The organism is Vibrio sp. YT-16 (assembly GCF_033337405.1).
Lineage (GTDB): Bacteria > Pseudomonadota > Gammaproteobacteria > Enterobacterales > Vibrionaceae > Vibrio > Vibrio alginolyticus.
In genome coordinates this window covers 140924-166244 of record NZ_JAWOQQ010000004.1, presented here as the reverse complement: position 1 = coordinate 166244, position 25321 = coordinate 140924, and the positions used below count along the sequence as shown (strand labels likewise).

At 43.8% G+C, this 25321-nt stretch carries 20 protein-coding genes; 11 read left to right on the top strand and 9 right to left on the bottom strand.

Going from position 1 to position 25321, the window contains the following annotated elements:
• Positions 1-50: 50 nt before the first annotated feature.
• Positions 51-1025 carry an HTH-type transcriptional regulator CysB gene (gene cysB, locus R7F07_RS09140; protein ID WP_005388967.1) on the bottom strand — a complete coding sequence of 325 codons (975 nt, stop codon included), beginning with the start codon at positions 1023-1025 and terminating at the stop codon, positions 51-53.
• Between the two features lie 313 nt (positions 1026-1338).
• On the opposite strand from cysB, the gene R7F07_RS09135 reads away from it, so the two are divergent.
• Complete coding sequence (locus R7F07_RS09135; RefSeq protein ID WP_005378247.1) at positions 1339-2103, top strand: hypothetical protein; 765 nt, start codon at positions 1339-1341, stop codon at positions 2101-2103.
• A gap of 97 nt (positions 2104-2200) precedes the next feature.
• Complete coding sequence (gene miaE, locus R7F07_RS09130) at positions 2201-2971, top strand: tRNA isopentenyl-2-thiomethyl-A-37 hydroxylase MiaE (RefSeq protein ID WP_005388968.1); 771 nt, start codon at positions 2201-2203, stop codon at positions 2969-2971.
• A 125-nt stretch (positions 2972-3096) separates the two neighbouring features.
• On the opposite strand, the gene R7F07_RS09125 is transcribed toward miaE, so the two are convergent.
• Together R7F07_RS09125 and R7F07_RS09120 are read right to left on the bottom strand one after the other, a co-directional pair.
• Positions 3097-4725 (bottom strand): methyl-accepting chemotaxis protein, encoded by a 1629-nt coding sequence (locus tag R7F07_RS09125; RefSeq protein ID WP_047100808.1) that lies wholly within the window; start codon positions 4723-4725, stop codon positions 3097-3099.
• Positions 4726-4880: 155 nt separating this feature from the next.
• Positions 4881-5147, bottom strand: coding sequence for a hypothetical protein (locus R7F07_RS09120; RefSeq protein ID WP_025766895.1), 267 nt, complete (start codon positions 5145-5147; stop codon positions 4881-4883).
• A 291-nt stretch (positions 5148-5438) separates the two neighbouring features.
• On the opposite strand from R7F07_RS09120, the gene R7F07_RS09115 reads away from it, so the two are divergent.
• Together R7F07_RS09115 and R7F07_RS09110 are read left to right on the top strand one after the other, a co-directional pair.
• A complete protein-coding gene (locus tag R7F07_RS09115; protein ID WP_171342745.1) occupies positions 5439-6767 on the top strand; it encodes a sphingomyelin phosphodiesterase in 1329 nt (442 codons plus the stop codon).
• Complete coding sequence (locus tag R7F07_RS09110; RefSeq protein ID WP_171342746.1) at positions 6764-7720, top strand: ATP-dependent dsDNA exonuclease; 957 nt, start codon at positions 6764-6766, stop codon at positions 7718-7720. Before R7F07_RS09115 ends, R7F07_RS09110 begins: the two co-directional genes overlap by 4 nt.
• Before the next feature lie 84 nt (positions 7721-7804).
• On the opposite strand, the gene trpS is transcribed toward R7F07_RS09110, so the two are convergent.
• Entirely contained in the window at positions 7805-8827 is a 1023-nt protein-coding gene (gene trpS / locus R7F07_RS09105; RefSeq protein ID WP_025766897.1) for a tryptophan--tRNA ligase, read from the bottom strand.
• A 601-nt stretch (positions 8828-9428) separates the two neighbouring features.
• Here trpS and R7F07_RS09100 point away from each other — a divergent pair.
• A complete protein-coding gene (locus tag R7F07_RS09100; protein ID WP_005388415.1) occupies positions 9429-10385 on the top strand; it encodes an AEC family transporter in 957 nt (318 codons plus the stop codon).
• Between the two features lie 44 nt (positions 10386-10429).
• Here R7F07_RS09100 and R7F07_RS09095 read toward each other — a convergent pair whose 3' ends face one another.
• The 4 genes from R7F07_RS09095 to R7F07_RS09080 form a co-directional block, all read right to left on the bottom strand.
• Positions 10430-10885, bottom strand: a complete 456-nt coding sequence (locus R7F07_RS09095) for a MarR family winged helix-turn-helix transcriptional regulator (protein WP_017635039.1) — start codon at positions 10883-10885, stop codon at positions 10430-10432.
• Between the two features lie 187 nt (positions 10886-11072).
• On the bottom strand, positions 11073-14234 hold the full coding sequence (locus R7F07_RS09090; RefSeq protein WP_171342747.1) for an efflux RND transporter permease subunit: 3162 nt from the start codon (positions 14232-14234) through the stop codon (positions 11073-11075).
• Between the two features lie 2 nt (positions 14235-14236).
• A complete protein-coding gene (locus R7F07_RS09085) occupies positions 14237-15376 on the bottom strand; it encodes an efflux RND transporter periplasmic adaptor subunit (protein WP_042522092.1) in 1140 nt (379 codons plus the stop codon).
• A gap of 465 nt (positions 15377-15841) precedes the next feature.
• A complete protein-coding gene (locus R7F07_RS09080; RefSeq protein ID WP_017635041.1) occupies positions 15842-17479 on the bottom strand; it encodes a methyl-accepting chemotaxis protein in 1638 nt (545 codons plus the stop codon).
• 774 nt (positions 17480-18253) lie between these two features.
• Between R7F07_RS09080 and R7F07_RS09075 the strand changes: the two genes are divergently transcribed.
• Entirely contained in the window at positions 18254-19243 is a 990-nt protein-coding gene (locus tag R7F07_RS09075) for a Solitary outer membrane autotransporter beta-barrel domain (RefSeq protein WP_005388404.1), read from the top strand.
• Between the two features lie 5 nt (positions 19244-19248).
• On the opposite strand, the gene R7F07_RS09070 is transcribed toward R7F07_RS09075, so the two are convergent.
• Positions 19249-19497, bottom strand: coding sequence for a hypothetical protein (locus R7F07_RS09070; protein ID WP_005378271.1), 249 nt, complete (start codon positions 19495-19497; stop codon positions 19249-19251).
• A gap of 816 nt (positions 19498-20313) precedes the next feature.
• On the opposite strand from R7F07_RS09070, the gene R7F07_RS09065 reads away from it, so the two are divergent.
• From R7F07_RS09065 to R7F07_RS09045, 5 genes are all read left to right on the top strand, one after another.
• Entirely contained in the window at positions 20314-21645 is a 1332-nt protein-coding gene (locus tag R7F07_RS09065; protein ID WP_005388402.1) for a cytochrome ubiquinol oxidase subunit I, read from the top strand.
• Positions 21646-21647: 2 nt separating this feature from the next.
• Entirely contained in the window at positions 21648-22640 is a 993-nt protein-coding gene (locus R7F07_RS09060; protein WP_171342748.1) for a cytochrome d ubiquinol oxidase subunit II, read from the top strand.
• A gap of 349 nt (positions 22641-22989) precedes the next feature.
• A complete protein-coding gene (locus R7F07_RS09055) occupies positions 22990-23118 on the top strand; it encodes a hypothetical protein (RefSeq protein WP_005378275.1) in 129 nt (42 codons plus the stop codon).
• Positions 23119-23622: 504 nt separating this feature from the next.
• Positions 23623-24438 (top strand): YecA family protein, encoded by an 816-nt coding sequence (locus tag R7F07_RS09050; RefSeq protein WP_258484312.1) that lies wholly within the window; start codon positions 23623-23625, stop codon positions 24436-24438.
• Positions 24439-24597: 159 nt separating this feature from the next.
• Positions 24598-25152, top strand: coding sequence for a recombinase family protein (locus tag R7F07_RS09045; protein ID WP_025794773.1), 555 nt, complete (start codon positions 24598-24600; stop codon positions 25150-25152).
• Positions 25153-25321: the final 169 nt, after the last annotated feature.

The following is a 25321-nucleotide window of genomic DNA, read 5'->3' as shown; positions in this document are numbered from 1 at the left end:
TCCCCCTACAACGAGCGCATTGTAGAGGGAATCGAAACATCAATGAAGTGTTATCTCACCGGAAGCTCGATGTCTTTAAACATCTCTTCGATTTCTGCATTAGACTTCAACGAAATCGCCTGCTCAACCACTGGACGCGTTAAGTGCGGTGCAAAACGCTCCATAAAATCGAACATGTAAGAGCGTAAGAATGTACCACGGCGGAAGCCGATGCTCGTGGTGCTCGCGCCAAACAAATGGCTCGCATCTATTGCAACCAAGTCACCGTCCTGCTCTTCATCCACAGCCATGCTTGCAATCACACCCACACCAATACCCATACGAACGTAAGTTTTAATGACGTCTGCATCAGTTGCAGTGAACACCACTCGCGGGGTTAAACCTTCGCGGTTGAATGCTGTATCCAGCTCTGAACGGCCAGTAAAACCGAACACGTAAGTGACTAATGGGTAAGCGGCAAGATCACTGATCGTTACTTTGTCTTTCTTCGCTAGTGGGTGGTCTTTAGGCACAACTATTGAACGATTCCAGTGATAACAAGGCAGCATGATGGCATCTTGATATAAGTGAAGCGCTTCTGTCGCAATCGCAAAATTCGCTGTGCCTTTAGCTATCGCCTCAGACATTTGTGACGGTGTACCTTGGTGCATGTGTAACGACACTTTTGGATAACGAGAAGTAAAACCTTTGATGACATCTGGCAGTGCATAACGAGCCTGCGTATGTGTCGTGGTGATATTCAGCGTCCCCATTTCTGGATGGGTGTGCTCTCCAGCCACCGCTTTGATACTTTCTACACGAGCGAGAATTTCTTGCGAGATACGTACAATTTCTTCACCAGCTGGCGTCACTTGCGTTAAGTGCTTACCGCTACGTTCAAAAATCTGAATGCCTAACTCATCTTCCAGCAACCGAACCTGTTTACTGATACCTGGCTGAGAGGTATATAAGCTTTCCGCCGTTGCAGATACATTCAGATTATGGTTTACAACCTCAACAATATACTTCAGCTGCTGCAGTTTCATCGTAATCCCTTACTTATTCATGAGAGAGTTTATTGGCCACTCAAGCGAGCGATATAATAATTAGTTATAACGCGTTCAAATCGAAATGAACAGCAATTTCTAACTTATACCTCAATCACATACTAATAATCTTCAAGCAAGAAACAATATGCACAAAGTTGAGCCAATAAATGACCGAAGTTCTATGATGTGACTTCTATCAGTAACTAAAACGTGGGAGAGACAAAATAATCAAACAAATAAGGTGCCGAGTAAGATAAGATTCATGTATTCTTTAACGCTAGCCGCAGAAAAGTAAAGCAGACGCAAAGATATGAATATTGGTTTAATAATCGCTTTGGTAGCCATCCTACTGGTGTTAATCCTAGGCTATAACATTATGTTGCAATATAAGGTTAAAGTTGAAACCGCAAAAAGGCAGGAATCAGCGCGATATGTAGCCTTGATAGATGGTACTGAAGAGTTGATTGGTCATGCGCACCATATCCCTTTTAGTAAAGAGCTGTTGCTGTGTCTAAACAATCGTATTCTTGACGCGCTAGAGAGCATGCATGAGCTGGACCCGAAGAACAAGCAACTTGCTCAACGTATCGAAAATATGAAGCAGCAGATTACGCAGCTAAAAGAGAATGGTCCTACTGGCGAGAGTACCACTTTCAAGATGCCGAGTAGTGACAAACAAGCTATCGTCATGCTTAAGCTGGTTAAACGACTTCGCGACACTATCCGTAACGAGCACAACAAAGGCCGATTGGATACCCAGACTTACGTCACTGAAAATGCGCGCTTGGAAACGATGCAAATTCGCATCAACATTGAAAATGTCATCAAAAGAGCAAATGACTCTATCGCTCGTGGTCAACCAGGCACCGCACTTCAACTGCTGCGTAAAGGTATCGATGCTTTGAGCACTAAGAGCGATCCTTATTCTATTCAAGCGAAACAAAAGCTTGAAGAGATGTTAGGTGACTTAGATAAAAAGCGCCAAGATAAAAGCGATGCCGAAATGCAGCAGATTGCTGACAAAGAGCGTGACAATGACATGGAAGCTCTCTTCGGCGAGAAGAAAAAGTGGTAACATTCACTTCAGGTCAAAAAAGGCTGCAATTGCAGCCTTTTTTCTATCCGCAAGACAACGGATATGCCCAATAAAAATGTGAAGTACTAAAACTAAAATGATGAATCTAGACGCCTATCAAGATCTTCTTGCTCCCATTAACCAATTTCTGCAATGCAGTACACCTGATGAATGGGTAGAGGAAGCAAAGAAACCAGAGAACCTTCAAACCATTTTGTTAGACCACCTACTGTGCGAACTAAAAGCAGGCCAATCTGCCATGTTTTTAATTCGTAAGTATGCCGTTGACCAATCCAGTTCACATGCTCTACTTGACTGGTTTAAGCCCTACGAAGATTTTGCTTACCGTAACGTAGGCTCATTGGAAACTTTAAAAGGCAAGAGCAATATTTCTAAGTCAATCATGGCTAAGTCCGACTCACCATACAGCCAAGATTTGATCGATAAGATGGTGCTTTTGATAAAAGAGGAGTTACACCACTTTTATCAAGTTTTAGAGATCATGGAAAGTCGTGGAATTGAGTATAAAAATATTCCAGCAAGTCGCTATGCTAAAGGACTGATTTCGCATATGAAGACTCATGAGCCAGAAACGCTGATCGATAAACTCATCATTGGTGCGTACATCGAAGCCCGATCTTGTGAGCGTTTTGCCAAACTAGCACCACATATGGATGACGATATCGCAAAGTTCTACATTTCTTTATTACGTTCAGAAGCACGCCATTACCAGGATTATCTTGTATTAGCGGAGCAAATCGCAGGCAAAGATATCAGCGAGCGCATCGCCTACTTTGGACGTATAGAGGCAGATTTAATTTCTACGCCAGATACAGATTTTAAGTTTCACAGTGGTATCCCAGCCTAGCGAGCATATTCTCCCAAGGTTGAGCATACTCTGAACTTATATAGACAGAGAATAAATAAGCCGGACATTTCGTCCGGCTTATTTATTGTAGCAATGAGGTTAGGAATAAAGCTGAAACACAACAACTAGAGCTGGAATGAACCCATTCGAGTTTTCAAGTTGTGCGCTAGGCTACTAATCTGCTGACAAGCCACAGCCGTTTGTGAAGCTCCCTCAGCCATCTCTGTTGAAGCACTATTAATATGCTCCACACTGCGATTCAGCTCTTCGGATACAGAATTCTGCTCACTGCACGCCGTTGCGATTTGTGTGCTCATTTGCGCTATGTTATCGACAGAATGTTCAATTTCTTTTATCTGGCTATCAGCGTCATTAACTTGCTCAACACACTGAGAAATACCCTCCTGACAATCACGGCTTGAATGCCCTATTTTACTGCTGCTCTCTTGTAGCTGATTAACAATTTCCACAATTTGTGAAGTGGAGTCTTGAGTGCGTTGCGCCAGAGAACGAACCTCATCTGCCACAACAGCAAACCCACGTCCTTGTTCACCAGCCCGAGCGGCTTCAATTGCGGCGTTCAGTGCTAACAAGTTTGTTTGCTCGGCAATCCCGCGGATCACATCGACGACCACATTGATATTGTTTGAGCTCGATTCAAGCTCACGTGCCAGTTCATCTGATTCTTGGATCGTATGTGATACACGCTCAATTACTGCGATAGTTTGTTGTAACGTCGCCGTTCCTTGCTTTGCCACTTCCGCAGCCGAATAAGCAGAGGTTGCGCCAACTTCGGTATTTTGTGCCACTTCACTTACAGCAGCTTGCATCTCTGTCATCGCAGAAGCCACCGAGCTAAGTTCAATTTGTTGATTTTGCATACCAGAGGCGGTCTGAGAAGAAATAGCACTCACTTCCTCTACTGCTGCCGTTAGCTGAATCGTTGAGTCATTAATCTCAGAAACCAGCGAATGTAAGTTTGTTTGCATACCGACAAGCTCTTTAAGCAACGTTCCTAACTCGTCTTTGCTCAATTCACTTTCGTCGATTTGATTATTCAATTGACCCTTGGCGATTTTAGAAGCGAATTCCAATGCTCGATCAACAGGCCCGCAAATGACTCGAGAAAGCAACATGGCAGACATTACCATGACCAATGCGACGACGAGCGCACCAACAGCAGCGCTGTATTGTGTAAATGCCGCTTCACTTTGTACTTCTTCACCAATCAAATTCACCAACTCATCGTTCAACGCGAGGGTATCATCCAAGCTGCTCAACGCTTTTGAGTAGGTATCGAAACTCGATAAAATCACATCATTTGCACTTTCAGCATCACCTTGGCTTAGCAGTGCGTTGTAAGTCTTCGTTTCTTTGATGTATTGATTCCAAGTTTCTTTAAAAACGCTAAAAGACTGCGTTTCACGCTTATTAAGGTCGAGCTTTTCGTATTCTGCAATACCAGCCTGCACATCAGAACGCCATTGGTCGAGGCCTTTTAACCACTCACCAATTTTGGGGTGATTTGCGTTTGGCAATAAAGAGAACTCATCTTTACGCACTTTAGTAATATCAACTTGGATACCTTTCAAAATCGCAACAGAAGGTAAACTTTTATCTGTTAACACTGAGATGTCTTTATTCAGTGTTAACAAACCTTGCACCAACATTACTGACACTAAACCAAACACGGCAAAAACGGTTAAATAACTAACCGATATTTTCTTTACGACACTTAAGTCTTTAATACGCATGCACTTTCTCCCCGCAGCCTTTCCAAACCTCTCACTTAAGTGAAAGCTTAACCTCTAAAACACACTGTTTTTTGCGCTCGATATCATTGAACGCTCTTATATACATCGGCTTGAGAGATCAAATCTTGACCAGTAATTGATAGTTTTATCACATGCTATTTTAGAGATAGGCTCGTATGCTCCTTATTGTGTCTACATCTTTTCATGAGCGCTTCTCGGCGCAGATCCAAGATCTCATCGATGAGCTTTTCTTTCGCGTTTATCCCAAAATGCTGGGCATAATTTTTTACTTTTGCTATCTCATTAGGCTGCAAGCGGTACACCTCTTTCTTTAAACGCGCTTCTGCTTCACTTCTAATCAGACCTTGCTCTTGTAACAATTTAATGATGGTTTCATCGGTTGGATTTACTGCTCTAGCCATGGTGCTCCATCTATCAATTTGAGTTCTAGCCATATGGCTAGATGAATGACGCCGCACAACTTATAGAGCAAAGATGACAGCTTGATTGCAGTGAATGCAATTCGTTGACTGTTGGTATTATTTTCCACCGCTTCAACGGCAACACACTCAATACCTCCACCCTCACCATTGAATAAAGATCACATTCTGATAACAATTTTCAACACTGGCTTAGATGTCATCCATATTTAACGTGCAAGTAACATTTATAAACAAGAATGATTGCTCTAGTTCAAATGATGGAAAAATAAGATGAAATTTTCGCAGTGGAGCCTTTTATTAAGTAGCTTGATAGCGTTACCCAGCATTGCAGATACCGACGTTTACCTAACGAATAACTCTGAGCAACCGTTAACTATTCAAGTAAAACATGAAGGCAGTGATTTGCTTCAATACGGAGAAGAATGGCAACAACATGTGCAGGTACTTGGTCCGTGGGAAACTAAATCTGTATTAAGCTTCAACCGCTGGGAGGGCGTGAAATCAAATCAAACTTACCGTTTTGAAACGGTGGTTTCTAGCCCCGAAGGTGAAAGCATAACACTCAATCAAATAATGGAAGGCCATTGGTACAATTCGACCATTGAATACGGCTTGTCCGCAGCCGATGTCGAGTTATCTCTCAAAGATGATCGTAACATTCATCGTGCCAACACTAACGCTTTTGGTACGAGAGAAACCGAACTGGCATTTAAGTCAGACAGTACCGCTCGATATGATGATCTTTACTACACCATCACGCCAAGCAAGGTAGCGGAGTCTGTCGACAACGAAGAACAAAACCTTAAGTTGATGACTTATAACATCTGGGCGTTGACGGCTATTGCATCGCACATTGGAGATCGTTACGAACTGATTCCTCAACATGTAAAAGGTTACGATGTTTTGGCGCTGCAAGAGGTGTTTGCCAGCGGTCGTGAAGCATTCTTACGTGAGTTAGCCAAGGAATATCCTTACCAAACAAAGATGTTAGATAAAGAAGGCGTTAATATTCATGATGGTGGCGTAATCATAGTTAGTCGCTACCCTATCGTGAACGAAGCGCAATATGTCTTTCCCGATTGCTCTGGTACAGACTGCTTTGCCGATAAAGGCGTAAATTATGCGGAAATAATTAAAGGTGGTCAGGCTTACCATGTGTTTGCTACCCATACCGCATCTTTCGATACAGACACCGCCCGTGAGTATCGTCAGCGCCAGTTCAAACAAATCCGCACACTCGCCCAATCTCTTAACATTCCTTCAAGCGAAACTGTGGTATACAGCGGCGACTTTAACGTAAACAAAAGAAAGTTCCCTGGTGACTACCAACAAATGATCGCTAACTTAAGTGCCATAGAGCCTCACTACTCTGGTTACACGGAGTCAACCTTTGATCCCCGTATCAATAACTTCGCAGGTGAAGCGTTATCAGGTGGCGAAAACGTGGAATACCTTGACTATGTTATGGTGAGTAGTGAGTACGGGGTGAAATCATTCAATGACAACCGTGTAGACGTGCCCCGCACAACCGCAGAGAGTTTATGGAAACACTACAACCTTTCTGACCATTTCCCAGTAAGCGCAACAATCAAGCCATGAAGAAAATCGCTTTGATAATCATGTCCGCCATTATGGCGGGCATGATATTTTTAACTTTCAATCACGATGTTCAAAAAAAAGAGCTCGCTTCCTCTCCTTCCCCTAAGACAAAAAATCAGAGTGTCTCCAGTACCTCACCACAAACAAGCAGCATCGTGCCCGATACAGATACTTCACCACAAACAACTAAGCTCCCTTCCACAGTTCAAATAACGACTGAGCGATTAACTCAACTCAAAGGCAGGAAACTTGTCGCTGAACTTGAGACGTTTTGGCAAGAGTGTATGTTGGACCGTAGTTGTGAAGAGCAGGTCGCCTTGTTTGAGGCGCATTTATCTTCAGCTCGATTCCAGCTTTTGGCGAACTACCCTCAGCTCAGCAGCCAATGGCAAGAGAGTGTAGGAAATTTGTTATTTGATGAGCAGCAATCACTGGCGTCGCGTATTGCACAGCTGAAGAACGAAGCAAGACGCATCTGGGGAGAATTGGCTGATGTTGTTTTCGCGGATGAGTTCGCGCTGTACGATTTCAACTTAGAAGCCCAAAAGCTGGACACTCAAAGCCCAGATAACTTTTTGCGAGCTTTCGAGCAACTCACCATTGACTGGCAAGAACATGCAGGTGCTATCGGGCTAACAAGCGACCAGGAAAAATATGAGCGTGCGGTCACCCTGATTCCTAATAGTATAAGCCTACCAGATCGCTTGGCGCTCATCGCAGAGCTAGAACGAACTTACTTAACGAAAGAAGAAAGTAAAAACATTCATGCTCGTCAGCAGCAAATTACAGAGCAAAAAAAACGAGTCAAAGATTATCAACAAGCATTACAGCAACTTGAGTCCAAACTAAGAACGCAAAGAGCCTCTAGCCATTCACATTTGTCAGAACCGGAATGGCAAAGCTATTACCAACAAGAAGTCGCGGATTTTCGTCGTGAATTTTTTTCTTCTTAATAATGCGCTTTGACTGACTGGGAACTTAAAAAGGCACGTTGCTAACCAGCCGTCGTGCCTTATGTTCAACTCTCTACTTTTAATTCAGAACAAATTTAAACCAAATACATCTTTCACATCAAATAGCACTTTTTCGGTTTTCTCGCGAGAACGCTCACTACCTTGTTTTAAAATATCAATCAGCTGCGCTTTATCATTCAAATACATAGCGCGCTTTTCTCGAATAGGGCGAAGCATCTCTTGTAAGCATTCTTCTAACACTTTCTTGGTCAAACCATCACCTAATCCACCTCGTCGATAGTGGTCTTTTAGCTGTTCGACATAATTTTTATCAGGATGAAAAGCATCGAGGTAGATGAATACAATATTCCCTTCGACTTGGCCAGGGTCCTCAATTTTCAGATGATTGGGATCGGTATACATAGATTTCACTGCCGCGGAAATCTCCTTTTCGGAGGCGCCTAAGTTGATTGCGTTCCCCATGCTTTTAGACATCTTATTTTTACCGTCAGTACTCGGCAAACGAGGTGCATCGCTAAGTAATGGACGGCATTCCCTAAGAACCTCTTTTCCACCCAGGTGGTTTATTTTTCTCACGATTTCATTAGTTTGCTCTAACATCGGCAGCTGGTCATCACCCACTGGTACTAGCGTCGCATGAAACCCCGTAATATCAGCAGCTTGAGAAATTGGATACGTTAAAAAGCCTGCGGGAATAGAGCGTTCAAAGCCTTTACTTTGAATCTCATTTTTAACCGTGGGGTTTCGCTCTAATCGTGCGATAGAAACAAGATTACTGTAATACATTGTCAACTCGGCTAACGCTGGAATTTGAGACTGCAACGTGATCGTAGTTTGAGCGGGGTTGATACCAACAGCCAAATAATCTGCAACGACATTGAGAATATTAGAGGATACCTTTGATGGGTTATGCGCGTTATCCGTCAGCCCTTGCATGTCCGCAACCAAGATCGTTTGCTCGTGCTCCGTTTGCAATTTGACTCGTTGTTGCAATGAACCAATATAGTGCCCGAGGTGTAATGGACCTGTTGCTCGATCTCCGGTAAGTATAATTTCACGCTGAGATGTATTTTTATGGCTATTCATATTTGTCTCCAAGTATTTAATAGATCGCTACTGGAGATAAAAAGATCAAACACTCTTAGCTACCATCCAGCAGCTTAAGAATGTAAGTATTCCGCGCCGCTCTATTTAGAGCGCCACCAAGAGAAGGTTGTTAATGAAGGGCGAACGTGTATTTTCATGTTTTTTAAACTAACAGCACACACCGCAGAACTCAATCTGTTTTGTACTGAATTAGTGTGAGTGTTCCAACAGCCAATTAAGAGGATTACATTGGTAAAGACATCGCAATGACCAAAACCGCACCAAATACCGAACCAGAGACAAACGCACACAGTACAGTTTTGTTGTGTTTCCTTTTCATTGATGAACTCCTATCCATAACTACGATGACCAGCCCTCACATCTAATACGCATGTGGATGCATCACGACAACGAGTTAACCAACATATCGCACGTAGGACCAGTACCGCTTTGTTAAATTGGGACCTCGTCCATAACTTGGAGTGTAAATGACTCCGGAACCTACAACAGAAGAAAATTTCATCACGTTACTATCCTACCCTCCGGGTTTGTGGCTTAATAGGCAACAGGAACACTTTTTTCTTTTGCTGCGGATACTTACATGGAAGCTGTTTTACATCAGTTGCAATTCTCTTTGTCGATAACCGGACCTATCTGTTTGATGTTGGTACTTGGCGTTCTTTTTAAGCGCTTTGGTCTAATCAACGATAATTTTATCGAAGTAGGCTCTAAACTGGTGTTTCAAGTTACCTTGCCTGCAATGTTATTTGTCAGCATTGTGGCTTCAGAACACGACTTTTCCGCGGCAAGTGGATTTGTCAATTTCGGCGTCATCGCTAGTATTTCGTTTTTCATTTTCACCTACCTTTCCGTCAAACTTCTGTTCAAAGCATCGCCTGACCAAGGCGTTCTTATCCAAGGTGGGTTCCGAGCAAATACAGGTATTATTGGCATCGCTTACGTTGCCAATGCGTATGGTTCTCAAGGTGTGGCGCTAGCAGCGCTCTATGTCGCGGTCACCACATTTATTTATAACGTCCAAGCGGTAATTTGCTTATCGCCCAAGGGGGCAACGTCTGCCTCGCAAGCAGCAAAGATGATGGGCCGAACACTGACTAGGAATCCGCTCATAATCTCCATTGTTCTAGGAATGGCTTTTTATTTACTCGCTATTCCAGTACCGAATGTGGTTATTGACGCAGGAGACTACTTGTCCAAAATGACATTGCCTTTGGCGCTGTTGTGTACGGGCGGCTCACTTGACTTTAGCTTGATGAGAAAAGAGAAAGGTCCATCTTGGTTTGCGAGCAGTTACAAGCTCATCGTAGCGCCAGTCATCATCACCATGGGAGCTTACTTAGTAGGGTTTCGAGGAATTGAGCTAGGTATTCTTTTCTTTATGAACGCCTCTCCAGTCGCTGCTGCCAGCTATGTCATGGCGCGTTCCATGGGAGGCAATGCCACGTTAGCTGCAAATATCATCGCACTCACTACGGTGCTTTCTACCGTGACCTGTACGTTGGGCATCCTATTTCTTAAGTTCTACAACTTAATATAATTGGCCAGCGATAAAATAAAGACGCTAGACGGCATTGATGTAAGTTACTGGTCGTGATTCGCAAAAGTGAGCTTTCTTACCAGACGAAAAAATTCACTCGCTTCAGATTCCGACAAACAAGAAAAAAACTCTTTCTGTAAATTCGTCATGATTTGATGAACTTGCTTTAAAGCATTTGCTCCCTCTTTTGTCATGCTTAGCATTTTAAGGCGCTGATTCGATTTACTTTTAGAAACTTGAACAAACCCTCTCTTTTCCAGATTGTCCACCATCCGCTTTGCTACACTTCGCTCAGTTCGAACCGCATCAGCCAACGCTTGCTGGCTCATAGGTTGAAATTCTTCTAAAGCGGCCAGTGCACTTGCCATTTCTAGTGTCATCAAATTTTGCCGAGACAGCTCGGCTTGGGCACGATTGCGGTACATGCGCTGCATCACACCGCAGACAAACATAGGGCTTTGATCCAAAACGGAAATTGGGGAAATTTTCTGATCTTTCATCGTCGTTTTTCTTCTTTAGGCTTTCATTCGGCCGAAAAGGCTGTGCTGATACTGCACACAACACGCCGTCTTTCAGGCTCGCGTCATAGACGGTAACCACCAAGTGAAAACATAAAATAAAGAGCGCCGAAGCGCCCTTTAATCGTGTTTATTATCACTAGTATAACTCAGTTAAAACAAGCAAGTCCTACTCGCTTTGCTGAGTGGGTTTAGTGCTGGTCTCAGACAACTCTGCCTCCGACTCTTTTCTCGCACGTCGATCAAACAATCGCTCAACCACTACAAAGAAGATTGGGACGAAGAATATACCCAATATCGTGGCACTGATCATGCCACCAAGTACGCCGGTACCCACTGCGTTTTGACCTGCCGATCCCACACCTGAACTGATAGCAAGTGGTACCACACCCAAACCAAAAGCAAGCGATGTCATGATAATTGGGCGCAGACGAACGCGAACAGCATGTAAGGTTGCTTCGATAAGCCCAGCGCCTTTCTCATAGTAGTCCTTTGCAAACTCAACAATCAGAATGGCGTTTTTGGTTGCCAAGCCGACCGTCGTTAATAAGCTCACCTGGAAGAACACATCGTTATCCATACTGCGCGTCATTACCGCAAGCACAGCACCAAGCACACCAAGAGGAACAACTAACACCACGGCGAAAGGTACTGACCAACTTTCATACAAAGCGGCAAGAACTAAGAATACGACGAGGATAGATAGCGCATATAGCATCGGCGCTTGGTTTCCGGAAAGGCGCTCTTCATACGAAATACCATTCCAGTTCACCGTGAAACCTTCTGGTAGCTTTTCTACCATTGCTTCAATTTCTTCCATGGCTTCACCAGTACTTACACCAGGAGCTGCACCGCCTTGAATATTCATTGCTGGCAAACCATCAAAGCGCTGCAAAAGAGGAGAACCATAGGTCCACTCGCCACTCGCAAAAGCAGAGAAAGGCACCATCTCTCCTTTAGCGTTGCGTACGTACCATGAATCGAAGTCTTTTGGCTGCATGCGGTATTCCGCATCACTTTGCACCATCACTTTCTTCACACGACCTCGGTCAATATAATCGTTAATGTAAGCCCCGCCCCATGCAGCTGACAGGATTTGGTTTACGTCATTGATACTGACATCCAAAGCACGAAGTTTGACGTGGTCAATGTTCACTTTGTACATTGGCGCATCTGCCTGACCGTTTGGACGAACACCGACAAGTTTTGGGTTTTGTGCTGCCATGCCCAGAAGTTGCCCTTGAGCCGCAACTAATGCATCGTGCCCTTTATTCAACGAGTCTTGGAGATAGAAATCGAAACCTGTCGAGTTACCTAGCTCTTGAATCGCTGGAGGGGCGAACGCAAACACCAAAGCTTCTTTAATGGTAGAGAAGTGCCCCATCGCTCGGCCCGTAATGGAAGCCGCATCAGCGTCAGGCGCTTCACGCTCAGACCAATCTTTCAGGCCGATAAATGCCATCCCCATGTTTTGGCCTTGGCCTGCAAAACTAAAGCCCGCAACGGAGAAAACGGATTTCACGTTGTCTTTCTCATCCACAAGGTAAAAGTCGCGCATTTTCTCAAGTGTTTTTTCCGTCTGCTCTTGCGTTGAGTTAGGCGGCAAAATGGCCATTGAGAATACCGTGCCTTGGTCTTCATCCGGCAAGAATGACGTCGGAAGGTTCATAAATAACCAGCCAGCACCTGCACTCATTGCCAAAAATACAACCAACATGCGACCTGTGCGTTTTAGAAGTTTGGCAACGCCGGTTTCATAGCCTGCTGTCATCGCATCAAACTTGCGGTTAAACCAGCCAAAGAAGCCTTTCTTCTCTAGAAGCTCAGCATCGCCTTTTTTCAGCAACGTAGCACACAATGCTGGAGTCAGAATTATCGCAACCAAAACGGAAAGCGTCATAGCCGCCACAATAGTTATTGAAAACTGACGGTAAATAACCCCGGTAGAACCAGACATAAACGCCATAGGGACGAATACCGCTGAAAGCGTCAAACCGACACCAATCAGGGCACCAGTAATCTGTCCCATCGATTTTTTGGTCGCTTCTTTGGGCTCTAAACCATCTTCATGCATCACACGCTCGACGTTTTCTACCACAACGATGGCATCATCCACCAGCAAACCGATAGCCAGAACCATCGCGAACATGGTTAACGTGTTTACGCTAAATCCAGTCGCGTACAAAATAGCGAAGGTTCCGAGCAATACGACAGGCACTGCGATCGTTGGAATGATCGTCGCACGGAAGTTCTGCAAGAACAGGTACATGATTAAGAACACAAGAAGAATGGCTTCTAATAGCGTTTTAACCACTTCTTGAATCGAGGCTTTGACGAATGGCGTTGTTTCAAATGGGTAAGCAATCTGCAACCCTTCTGGGAACGTTGCACTCAGTTGCTCTAAGCGCTCTTTTACCGCATTGGCGGTCTCAAGCGCGTTTGCGCCAGTACCTAATGAAATACCTAACCCCGATGCTGGGAAGCCATTATATTGGCCTCGAATATCATAACTTTCTGCACCACGCTCAACGCGAGCTACATCTTTCAAATAAACATTCGAACCACTGGCGTCGGACTTAAGAATGATGTCTTGGAACTCTTCTACACTGCTCAAACGACTTGCAGAAGAAATCGTAGCATTCAACAACTGACCTTCCTGCGCAGGTGCCGCACCAAGTTGACCTGAAGAAACTTGCGCGTTCTGTTCACTGATTGCATTTGCTACGTCGATCGCGGTCAAGTTGAACTGCGTAAGCTTAAATGGATCTAGCCAAACTCGCATCGCATACTGCGCACCAAACGCCTGCACTTGTCCTACGCCAGTTACACGACTTATCGGGTCTTGAATATTCGTTACAACAAAGTCGCCGATATCGTTTTCTGTAAAGTCAGGATCTTCAGAATAAACTGCGACAACCATGAGAAATGCCGTATTGGATTTATTGACGACAATACCTTGGTTTTGTACCTCCATCGGCAATGAAGTCAATGCCAATTGCAGTTTGTTCTGCACCTGTACTTGCGCGATATCAGGATCAGCTTCGCTATCAAACGTCAGGGTAATTGTCGCATTACCAAATGCATCACTGCTCGATGATAGGTAGCGAAGGTAATCTAATCCTGTCATGTTTTGCTCGATAACCTGCGTTACCGAGTCTTCAACGGTTTTTGCTGATGCACCTGGATAGCGAGCACTGATGGTGATCGTCGTCGGTGAAATCGTTGGGTATTGCGAGACGGGTAAATTGAATAATGACATTACCCCCGCCAACATCGTTAGAATCGCGAGAACCCAAGCAAATACCGGACGATCGATAAAAAATCGTGCCATGATTACTCCTGTTCACCGTTTTGGATAGTTACCGAACTGCCTGGCCCTACCTTTTGTAAACCGGCGGTAATGACTTTATCACCCGCGTTCAAACCATCAATAATGCGCCATTGGCTATTGATCGCTTCAGCTGTCTTCACTGGTTTCGCTTCCACTTTGTTCTCGCCATTAACCGTCATCACTGTCGCTTTACCTGTCGCATCACGAGATACCGTATTTTGTGGTATTAGAATCGCATCAGGGTCGACACCAGTAATGACCGTCGCACGAACAAACATTCCAGGTAGCAACAAACCGTCAGGGTTTGGGAATTCGGCACGAAGCGTCACGCTGCCCGTACTTTCGTTCACATTAACCTCAGTAAATTTCATTGTGCCTTTGTGTTCGTAAGTGCTGCCATCTTCAAGCATCAATGTAACTTGCGCAGAGTCATCTTCTTGCATATGGCCTTGGGAGAGTGATGCTTTCAAACGCAGCAGTTGCGCGGATGATTGCACAATATCAACATTGATAGGGTCAAGCTGCTGAATGGTCGCTAATTTGGCAGCTTGATTAGCCGTAACCAACGCACCCGCTGTCACACTCGATTTACCGATCACCCCGCTAATCGGAGCTTTGACTTGCGTATAATCTAAGTTGATTTTTGCTGTGTTGATCTTGGCTTTTGCGACTAAGACCTGCGCTTTCGCTTCTTTGTATGCCGCTTCTGCTTCATCCAAGTCTTGTTGGCTGATGGATTTTTTGGTGATCAAGGTTCTGTAACGCTTCACCGTGGCATAGGTCGACTCTGCCGCAGCTTGCGCACGGATTAATTCCGCTTCAGCGCTCAGCAAATCCGCCTGAAATGATGAATCATCAATTTGATATAGCGACTGTCCTTGTTCAACAAGGCCACCTTCAACAAAATTTCGCTCCGAAATAATGCCAGTGACTTGCGGACGAACTTCTGCTTCTTTGAATGCTCTGCTACGACCCGGCAACTCTACTGTCAATGCTTGGCGCGTTGGCTGCACTGTTAACACTTCTACTTCGGTTGCGGGCGCAGGACCACCACCTTGGCTCGATCCTTCTTCGCTAGGTTGACATCCAACCACAAAAAGGCTCGACGCAATCAGCAGAGATAGCGTGGTTTTACGTCTCATGAATTTTTCTCTCTTATCTACCGACAAGCCTTCAAGATTCCTTATTAAAAGCTTCTAGAATGACTTAATAATGACTAACGGATGTATATCCAGAACAAATTAATTAGGATGATAAATACCCAGTGTTGTACATACAACAAAATTTACAGTTCTATACGCTTACGAAAAACGTTTATGGTAAAGGTGTTATGAAGTTCTCAAATTTGAAGATTTTGGGTTGGAAATCACATTTTCCTGTGAGCAATTACAATGGTTAAAAAGCAGCAAAAGTGATGATAAAAGCATCATCACGCTGTACAGAGTTTGTTACTGCTGTCTAGGGTTTTTGGCCACTCTGGTATACGAACTAAAGTGAGAAAGGATTGTAAATATAGTCGATATTTCACAAGTCAGGTTCGCCACTTATCTAAAAAATAACCCGCTAAGAAGCGGGTTATTTCATCAGTGAGACTGCTGTTCTCAAGCTTATACTTTGAACTGACTGACCTGATGATCTAAACGTTGAGTTTGCTCTGACAACATGGCTAAAGAAGCTTGCGCTTGGTTTACGATTTCCACAATTGAAGTGCTACTGTCTGCAATGCCTTGTACATTGCTATTTACTTCGTCACTTACTGTACTTTGCTGGCTCGCAGCCGTTGCAATGTGTGTATTCATCTCGTTCATACGTGAAATCGCGTTCAAGATTTCAGAAAGGGATTCACTCGCTCGGCCAGCGGACTTGATCGTTTCATCACTGCTATTTTGGCTACCGCGCATCACTTCTACAGCTTGTCCTGCACCAGATTGTAGCTTTTCAATCATGGTTTGGATTTCTCCCGTACTCTGTTGCGTACGACTGGCTAAAGAACGAACCTCGTCCGCTACCACAGCAAAGCCTCGCCCTTGCTCTCCAGCGCGAGCCGCTTCAATGGCTGCGTTAAGCGCTAATAAGTTTGTTTGCTCGGCAATACCACGAATTACATCCAGTACGGACGCAATGTTACTCACATCATGATCCAATGTGTTAATGACGTGGCTTGCGCTTTCGATTTCACTTGCGAGGCTACGAATTGAGCTAACCGTTTGATCCAAAATAACATTGGTATTGGTAAGTTCATCATTCGCTGTTTGGCTCGCAACCGCAGCTTCGTTAGCGCTATCGCTTACATTTCTGCTGGTGACTTGCATTTCATGCACTGCCGCCGCTACCGCCTCGCTATCTTTTTGCTGAGAAACGGTCGAGTTCGCGATGGTCGTGGTCAACGAGCTAAGATTTGCCATTTCGTTACGTAAGGTATTTGAGCTTTCAATTACCTGAGCGACTGTCATTTGAATTTTGGACACAAACTGGTTAAATGCGTCTGCTAAATTGCCAATTTCGTCTTGTGTTTTTACATCGATTCGCTGACTTAGATCACCTTCACCGGACGCAATTTCTGTCATCGCATTTTTAATATCATTGATAGGCTTCACAACCGTTTGTAACAACAAAAAAGCCATCGCGATAGCGGCAAAAATAACAATCACAATGCCAGCCTCAAGAATGAGTTCTGCTCTTGTTGCAGCCGCTGATATTTCGTCCTTCAATTGGCTTTGCTTTTCTTCTATTGCATCTTTTACAACGTTAAGCTGCGCTCTAACCTCGATAAATTGGTCTTCAAAGGTATGTTTGTGCTCATTATAGTAACCACGCCATTGAGATTGAGGTAAACGTAGCATCGCTTCATAACTTACTAACCATTTTTCACCCAAAGAGACAAGCGTTCGAACTTCATTACCATGTGTAGAAGGCATCACACCGGCTTGTGATAGCTCAATCATTTGTTCCATACGTGGCAGTGCTTTGTAGGCGTTGTCTTTGTATTCACCGATGTGATGATCAATATCGTTTTGAGTATCAGAAAGTGCAACACCTTGGATTGCAGATGTTGCTTGGTAAAGATCGCGATAAGCATCCTCAATCGTTAATAAGTTCGGCACGATCTGTTCGTTGAGTGTCTCACTCAATTCAGATTGCTTCCAACTTGTCATAACGTTTAATACAGAGCTCACAATAAACAATCCAATAATCAATGACAGCGGAATCACTATCTTCTGCTTGATCGTTAAGTTCTGGAACATGAATAGACTCTCTTTATTTATGGTATACAAACTGCCGGAAATTATATCAAACAAATAGAGTATACCATTAGGTAAAAGAGGCTATTAAACATGAAATCTAATGACTTTTTGACAAGGGTTCTAATTTCAACAATTAGTTGATTTTATACAAAATTTAACAAAGAGATCTTTTCAAAAGATGCAAATTAAAATGCTCTTTCAAAACGAAAAATATGTAACAGAAAGTGAATTAAAAGGGACCACATTTTGAAGAATAGATCGAATCAATGATTTACTGAGAACACATACAAAATACAGTTTTTGGATTGAGCACGACCGCGTAATATGCAAAGGTCCGAACATTTCTTCTAAAGCTCAAAAAAACCATTGTTTATCTGACGTATTTAGGGTTACTCCGTGAGGATATTAGTCGTGATGTTGGCAGACAGGATGCTTACAAGTTTTCGAAGTTAACCAGTAGCACAGTGAACGATTCAGATTTTCTTGAGCGCCAAGGCAATAAAAAAGTTTGCTATTTTGCTTTCAAGAGACGCATTCAAGAAAATAATGCAACCTAGCCACAAAGTCTTGCTACATCTTCAGAAAAGAATGATGTTGCTAAACAAATCTGGTGCAGCATACACATTGAAGCTAAACTCGTTTAAGGAACTTTTTCATATCAATATGAGAAAACATAGATTTCTCAAAGTTACACAGACCATTCAACGATTAAACTAATGTTAGCGTACCGACACGTCCGAAAACTCCATGCATGAACCATTTAAAAGAGCCAAAATGTTCCAACCCAACTTCGCCTCAGTGGAGTGGCGAGTCGTTTCGCTCGCTCTCCTACTCTCTCTACCTCATACTGCTCATGCGGATCCACTAGATAAGGAAATTAGCAACCTTCTTCAACAACGTTTTTCTATCGCGGTGTTGCTGTCCGATACTGACGCAATTGCGTTTGGTATTGGCGACTTTGATCCGAATGCATTATTTGATACCGCCAACCCAGAGTTCGGGACTGACGAGTCAATCAATGAACGTCGAAGCAAATCCGTATATGTTCTCCCTTACACGACTAACTTTGACATTGAGGGCAGCGAGGATTTACATGAGCTGTCGTTTAAGGCGTTTACGATACAAACAGAGAATGATCTCAAACTATTCGGCACAAGTAAGGATCTTCTCAAGGAAAGGACATACGGCGCGTCGATTGGTTATGGGTATCTATACAAAGCAAGTGAAAACGTCACCCTTAGCACCAGAACGACGACTCACCTTATGCGTTATGAAAACTCATTCTCTACCGATAATAAACTTTCCTCCATCATTGGAAGAATCCTAGACGGCCGTGCCGTTAACGTTTCAGCATGGGCGGCAATAGTTCAACCATCCATTAAAGCCAAATACACGTCTCCCACAAGTTGGGGGAAATGGCATGCCAGTTCGACATTGAATTCATTCATTGGGCACAGCTGGGGAAGCGCAAATAACGGCAATATAGGCAACCCTAAAGGTTGGTACCTATCTAATGAAATCACCGGTTACTACAATATTTATCACGGTGAGCAAGCTTTATTTACCGGGATTAAAAGAGTCGACCTTTCGCATGATTTAAGCGATGAACTGGGAAGTCCGCATTACTACGAAGCTTCTATAGGATGGCTATTTTATGCACCAAAGCCCTTTGATTGGTTGGACAATTTCGGCATAGGCGTTAACTTCAACTACGGCTCGACTCTCAGAGGTGGCAGCATTCAACTTTACTACAACAAACAATAACGCTGTCAGTACAGGAACCAGTTGGTAGCATATATAACAAGAAGAACGAGAAGACACAAAAGGAATGGCAGAGTTAGCGTCTTCGCAAACTTTTTCATGAGACTTGGGTTATCAAACACCACACCTTCCGCTTCTCTTACCCTTCGCTCTTCGTCAAAATGCCATTTAATGGCTAAGTAGGCTCCTATCCCTAATACAATAAGCTTAAAAGCTCCAGCAAAGTAAGGAAAGAAATTAGCCCAACTGTCGTTCATTATCCATCTCCATCAAATTCAATATCAGCTTTGCGGTGGCAGAATCCAAGGTTCATGTAGAATGCCCCCCTCAAAGTCAGACTCTCTGGCTAGCGCCAGTCTACTGCTCGAGATAGCTGCCCACAACTCTCTTTACCATATAGGCATTTATTAATTATTTAATAAATAACAAGAAAGACACTAGCACACTTGCTGAAAAGTAAGTGTCAGTTTGGATTGAAACTCATCAGGAATCGAAAATGGTCCACAGTCGACTTGTTGATCTAGTGAAAGCCGAATTACCTAGCGCTAAATCGTTCGCTAGTATAAAAATCTAGCCTATCGCACTTCTGGTCGAGTCCTAACAAACTTATGATGCATATGTCATTAGCGGTGCAATTTTAAGTTTATCAATTAGCTAAAGTTCCCCCACCTTAACTGTCAGTAAGCTTGCTGTGTTTAAGATGATCTCGACATGACTAGTGCATAAATAGTATGGAGGTTCAAAGTGAAGGCAACGCAAATCTCCTTACTAAAATATTGTTTATGTAATTTTATTTCAGGATTATCGAAACCATCATAAGGATAATTCGAACTAATCTTAATCTATGCTCCTTCAGTTACATTTGCTTTCTTTTACTCACTTCTCGCGACTATTAGTGGCATTTTGAGACAATTTCCTACACTCCTTTCTTTCCCTTAGTTGATATAAATCATGGTTAGAAGAAAACAGAATCACCTGTATTTCTCGATACATGAATCCAAACTGCCCGACTTTTCGTAACTAAATTACAGATAGACTCGATTTTTAGTATGGCACGTTTTTGAGGAACCAAGATGTTAGATACCCTCATGCTGTCGCGGATCCAGTTCGCGGCCAATATCAGCTTTCACATTCTCTTCCCGACCATCACCATCGCGTTGGCGTGGATGTTGGTGTTTTTCAAGTGGCGATATAACCGCACCCAAGCTCCCGTATGGCTCGATGTTTATTACTTCTGGGTCAAGATATTCGCTCTTACTTTCGCCTTAGGTGTGGTATCCGGCATTACGATGAGTTTCCAGTTTGGTACCAACTGGCCAGGCTTTATGGAAAGAGTCGGAAACGTAGCAGGGCCATTGCTCGGATACGAAGTGATGACCGCCTTCTTTATGGAAGCGACCTTCCTTGGTGTGATGCTGTTTGGGCGTGGACGAGTACCGGAATGGGTTCATACTCTCGCAACCGTTCTAGTTGCGGTCGGAACAAGTATGTCCGCATTTTGGATTCTGGTGCTTAACAGCTGGATGCACACACCAAGCGGCTATGAAGTGATTGACGGAATTGTACATGTGACCAGTTGGAAAGAAGTTATTTTCAATCCTTCTTTACCTTACCGTCTTCTGCACACGCTATTAGCATCGGCGCTGACTGCCAGCTTCTTGATTGCGGGTATCTCAGCTTATCAAATAATGAAAAAGCCAGATCACCGCTCAGCCAAACTTGGCCTAAAAGTCGCGCTGTTCGCGGCGGCTGGATTCATCCCAATTCAAATCTTTGTCGGTGACCTTCACGGGTTAAACACGCTTGAACATCAACCTGCAAAAATCGCAGCGATGGAAGGCGTGTGGGAGACCGAGCAAGGCGCGCCTCTTCTTCTGTTTGCGATGCCAAATGAAGAAACTCGCAGCAATGATTTTGAAGTGGGCATCCCAAAGCTGGCGAGTTTGATTCTTACGCATGACTTAGATGGGGAAATCCAAGGACTTAACGAGTTTGCACCTGACCACCCGCCAGTGAAGCCCTTGTTCTTTGGTTTCCGCGTGATGGTTGGTGTTGGTGTCCTTATGTTGCTTGTTAGCTGGTATGGCGCGGTGAAGCTAGCACGTAAAAAAGCGCTACCTAAACCTTACCTGTACACGGTATTAGCCATGACGTTCTCTGGTTGGATAGCCACACTGGCGGGTTGGTATGTTACTGAGATTGGTCGACAACCTTGGTTGGTCAGCGGTGTATTGCGAACATCCGAAGCCGTCACCACGGTTGCGAGCAGTAGCGTGATGACTTCGCTCATTATGTACTTAGCCATTTATGCTGCATTGCTGGTTGCGTACATCCATACCCTATTCTATTTGGCGCGCAAAGACGTTGCAGCCCATGAAGTCCCACTGACACAACAAGAGGCCTAATCATGCTCGACTATCTACCAGAAATTTATCTTCTGCTGCTTGGCTTCTCGGTCTTTATGTATGCCGTGCTCGACGGCTACGATCTTGGCGTCGGTATCCTTTTACCGAGTGATAATGAAGCGCAACGTGACCGAATGATAGCGTCTATCGGCCCTTTCTGGGATGCGAATGAAACGTGGTTGGTGTTAGCCGTCGGTATTCTGCTGATTGCCTTTCCTACTGCTCATAGCTTGATTTTGACGGAACTTTATATGCCGACCGCGATTATGCTTATCGCACTGATCATGCGTGGCGTGGCGTTCGACTTCCGAGCCAAAGCGAACTCGGGTCATAAACCTCACTGGGATTGGTGCTTCAGAATTGGCTCGTTAGTCACCGCGCTAACCCAAGGCTACATGGTGGGTCGTTACATCATGGGATTTGAACAATCAACCGAAGCATTTGGCTTTGCTTGGTTAAGCGCACTTTGTGTAGCGGCGGCGTACGTTTACATCGGTGGCGCATGGTTAGTACTAAAAACGGAAGGTGATTTGCAAATACGCTCGGCCCGTTGGTCTCGCCGTGCTGGTTGGTTAGCAGCCTTAGGAATCTTGGTGGTTAGCGTTGTAAACCCAATTGTAAATCAACAAGTTGCCTTGCGTTGGTTCAGCTTCCCAGAAATCTTGTTGCTTGCCCCAGTTCCGTTAATTGTATTGGCAACCATCTTCCTAGTTGATCGCTATTTGCGTCAGGTTCCAATGGTGAATGATCTGGGTGTGCGCTGGCCTTTCTTTGGTGTCACTGTCATTTTCGCGTTGAGCTTTCTCGGGCTTGCGTATAGCTTCTTCCCAGAAGTTGTGCCGGGATTAATGACCGCACAACAAGCTGCCTCCTCGCCTGCGACGTTAATAATCGTGGGCTACGGTGTGATGATTGTTATGCCGGTGATATTGCTTTACACCTTTGTGGTATACCGGATCTTCAAAGGCAAAGCGACAGAACTTAGCTACAAGTAGGAAAGGGAATTCCTCAACAAAGCGCCGCTGCTCATGCGGCGTTTTTTTGCAGTACTCAACGACTAAAGTATCTACCCAAGGCGACTGAGTGGGAACGCTGAGAGAATGTAGCGGCAGCCAGTAGTTTGTTCCTAACTAGAACGAGATAACCGCTTCTCAACTATAGCGATACAGGCACAAAAACAGAAAGAATATTTGATGTTACAAAAGGTAGACCGCCACTTTAAAACGCTTTGAGTATTTTTTGCGCTCAATGAGGAGCAAGTATACTTATGCTTTTTATGACTTGTGAACTCTCAATTGCATGTTATGTTGCTGTTGAAATCGTACATGAAATAAGGACAAGAACATGAAGATAAGATGCAAAACGACGCAAAGCATTGAAAAATTTAACCCTGATGACCTCAATCTAAACACAGATCTCTTTGGTATGATTGCTGTTGTATTCGTGTTCATGGCTGTTTTGCTTAGCATCTAGTAGCACTACGTTCATTCTTGTGGCCGTATTCATACCTCATGTGATATGGGTGCTAAATTCTAGATTAAAGCGGATGTGCTAACCCGCACCAATCAGATTATGGCTGCCTCTGTATAGCATCTTCAATTTTGGCGTTGTATAGAGGTGAGATGTGAATAGTTGGCTTGTAGATAGAATGGCGCTTGCACCTTGAGCACTCTTGTGTACTTTCAATGACGCATTACTTTAGTGTAGATACGAAAAAAGGCCTGACAAATCAGACCTTTTAGAATGTGGCGGTGAGTGAGAGATTCGAACTCTCGATTGCAAGCTACCAAGTTTAAAGCAATTAAAATCAACAACTTAACAATACAACATCTATCGTCTTTGTACCACTTTTTTGTACTCTTTAGGGAGCATACTTAGTGAGTGTGATACCCCACAGAACCCTGTATGCAAGAAGTTGAGCAGTTATCTCTAAAGTGGCAGTATATACAGATTCATTCTTTTAAAAGAGAACATGCGATGCGAGCACACGCAGAACAAAACCAAGCAGCTGACCTCTTGGTAACTAAATGTACAAAGCCTAGCTGTGGACACACTTTCTTAAGTCGTAATCCTATCTTCGTAAGCGGTAACTCAAGAGATATTCATGTTCGAGGAACGCGAGTTCCATGTGAACGCTGTGGCTCTTGGGCAATACAACAAGATTGGGACATCGACTCACAAGGTAACTTTCAGTTACGAGAGATGGTGAACGAGATACGCAACATAAACAATGTTGTACGTCTCCGAGAGTTCCAAGAGCATGTATATGAAGCTGCTAACGATGAGATTACTGCTAACGAGTTAGCGGATGCATTGAGTGAAGTAGATCCAAGATTTGCTAAATTCAAAAACTACATTAAGTCCCTACCAGAGAAAGATCTTAAAAAAGTAGTAGAAACTTTACTTTTAGTACTAACCCTTGTTTTTACTATTGCTAGCTACGTAGAACAATCAGAGGCTAATGACTTGGCTAAAGAATCTAATGATACGCAAGCAAACGCAGTTTCTATTCAACAAAAACAGTACGAATTGGATAAGCGTAAATTTGAAGCAGAACAGACTCAGCGTGAGTCAGACAGGAGGGTTTTGGAGTTAGAAGAGCAAATAGAGACTCTATTGCGTTCCATAGAAGAGATGCCTGTAATAGACAACTCCAACCGTATCCAACCATCCGATGCACTTCCAGTACAACCTAAGTCTAAGTTAAAAGGAAACCAACGGAACAAGCCTTGCCTCTGTGGAAGTGGAGTGAAAGCAAAAAAATGCCATCCTTATGGATTACAAAGAGCTTAGTCACTAGAAATTGAGAATATGCCACACTGACATATGTGTGCGTTAGGTATACCCAAACGACTACGGTCAAACCTTGATCAAACAGTACCCAATAGGGTTGAATTTGAATTGTGACCACAATAAAATTTCTATCATCTAAGAGTTAAACGGGTACACCTAATGGCACACATAGCTTATCTACGTGTTTCGACCACAGACCAAAATACAGACCGTCAACTTACAGATTCTGGTATCCCCTTTGATAAGAGCTTTACAGATAAATGCAGTGGTGGTTCAACTAAACGACCAGCATTAGAAGCTCTTAAAGACTACGTTCGAGAAGGAGATACAATCCACGTTCATAGCATCGACCGCCTAGCTCGTAATTTGGTTGATTTGAAGCAGTTAATAAACGACTGGACTAACCAAGGTGTTAGCGTGAAATTCCACAAGGAAAGCCTAAGCTTCAATGCTGGTGGAAGTGATCATATGTCTGAGCTCATGCTGAACATGCTAGGAGCCGTAGCTCAATTCGAGTTAGCAATGATTCAGGAAAGACGTCAGGAGGGCATAGAGAAAGCTAAAGCCGCAGGGAAATATAAAGGTAGACCAACTAACACAACTAACCACCAGCGTATTGCTGAGTTACGTTCACAAGGTTTTTCCTTGAGAAAGATAGCGTCCGAAGTGGGAGTATCCTTATCCACAGTTCAAAGAGCCTTGGCAAAAGCTTAGACTACCCTAAATACAAAAAAATGAAGTTTTATAAATCACGTTTTGTGTGTGCGTAACGGTACGCCGCAATCGTATTCGATATGTATTACCCCGAACCCTCCCCCCCTCCTAGGGTTCCAATCAAACCCAAAAGAGAAACATTAATAATTAATCATTGACCTACAGGTAC

Bases quoted from the DNA above. Each gene is read 5' to 3' on its own strand.
- R7F07_RS09060 (WP_171342748.1), top strand. From the start codon at position 21,648: ATGCTCGACTATCTACCAGAAATTTATCTTCTGCTGCTTGGCTTCTCG.
- R7F07_RS09045 (WP_025794773.1), top strand. From the start codon at position 24,598: ATGGCACACATAGCTTATCTACGTGTTTCGACCACAGACCAAAATACA.
- R7F07_RS09075 (WP_005388404.1), top strand. From the start codon at position 18,254: ATGTTCCAACCCAACTTCGCCTCAGTGGAGTGGCGAGTCGTTTCGCTC.
- R7F07_RS09090 (WP_171342747.1), bottom strand. From the start codon at position 14,234: ATGGCACGATTTTTTATCGATCGTCCGGTATTTGCTTGGGTTCTCGCG.
- R7F07_RS09095 (WP_017635039.1), bottom strand. From the start codon at position 10,885: ATGAAAGATCAGAAAATTTCCCCAATTTCCGTTTTGGATCAAAGCCCT.
- R7F07_RS09085 (WP_042522092.1), bottom strand. From the start codon at position 15,376: ATGAGACGTAAAACCACGCTATCTCTGCTGATTGCGTCGAGCCTTTTT.
- R7F07_RS09050 (WP_258484312.1), top strand. From the start codon at position 23,623: ATGCGAGCACACGCAGAACAAAACCAAGCAGCTGACCTCTTGGTAACT.
- R7F07_RS09100 (WP_005388415.1), top strand. From the start codon at position 9,429: ATGGAAGCTGTTTTACATCAGTTGCAATTCTCTTTGTCGATAACCGGA.
- miaE (WP_005388968.1), top strand. From the start codon at position 2,201: ATGATGAATCTAGACGCCTATCAAGATCTTCTTGCTCCCATTAACCAA.
- R7F07_RS09055 (WP_005378275.1), top strand. From the start codon at position 22,990: ATGAAGATAAGATGCAAAACGACGCAAAGCATTGAAAAATTTAACCCT.
- trpS (WP_025766897.1), bottom strand. From the start codon at position 8,827: ATGAATAGCCATAAAAATACATCTCAGCGTGAAATTATACTTACCGGA.
- R7F07_RS09070 (WP_005378271.1), bottom strand. From the start codon at position 19,497: ATGAACGACAGTTGGGCTAATTTCTTTCCTTACTTTGCTGGAGCTTTT.
- R7F07_RS09120 (WP_025766895.1), bottom strand. From the start codon at position 5,147: ATGGCTAGAGCAGTAAATCCAACCGATGAAACCATCATTAAATTGTTA.
- R7F07_RS09135 (WP_005378247.1), top strand. From the start codon at position 1,339: ATGAATATTGGTTTAATAATCGCTTTGGTAGCCATCCTACTGGTGTTA.
- R7F07_RS09065 (WP_005388402.1), top strand. From the start codon at position 20,314: ATGTTAGATACCCTCATGCTGTCGCGGATCCAGTTCGCGGCCAATATC.
- R7F07_RS09080 (WP_017635041.1), bottom strand. From the start codon at position 17,479: ATGTTCCAGAACTTAACGATCAAGCAGAAGATAGTGATTCCGCTGTCA.
- R7F07_RS09115 (WP_171342745.1), top strand. From the start codon at position 5,439: ATGAAATTTTCGCAGTGGAGCCTTTTATTAAGTAGCTTGATAGCGTTA.
- cysB (WP_005388967.1), bottom strand. From the start codon at position 1,025: ATGAAACTGCAGCAGCTGAAGTATATTGTTGAGGTTGTAAACCATAAT.
- R7F07_RS09125 (WP_047100808.1), bottom strand. From the start codon at position 4,725: ATGCGTATTAAAGACTTAAGTGTCGTAAAGAAAATATCGGTTAGTTAT.
- R7F07_RS09110 (WP_171342746.1), top strand. From the start codon at position 6,764: ATGAAGAAAATCGCTTTGATAATCATGTCCGCCATTATGGCGGGCATG.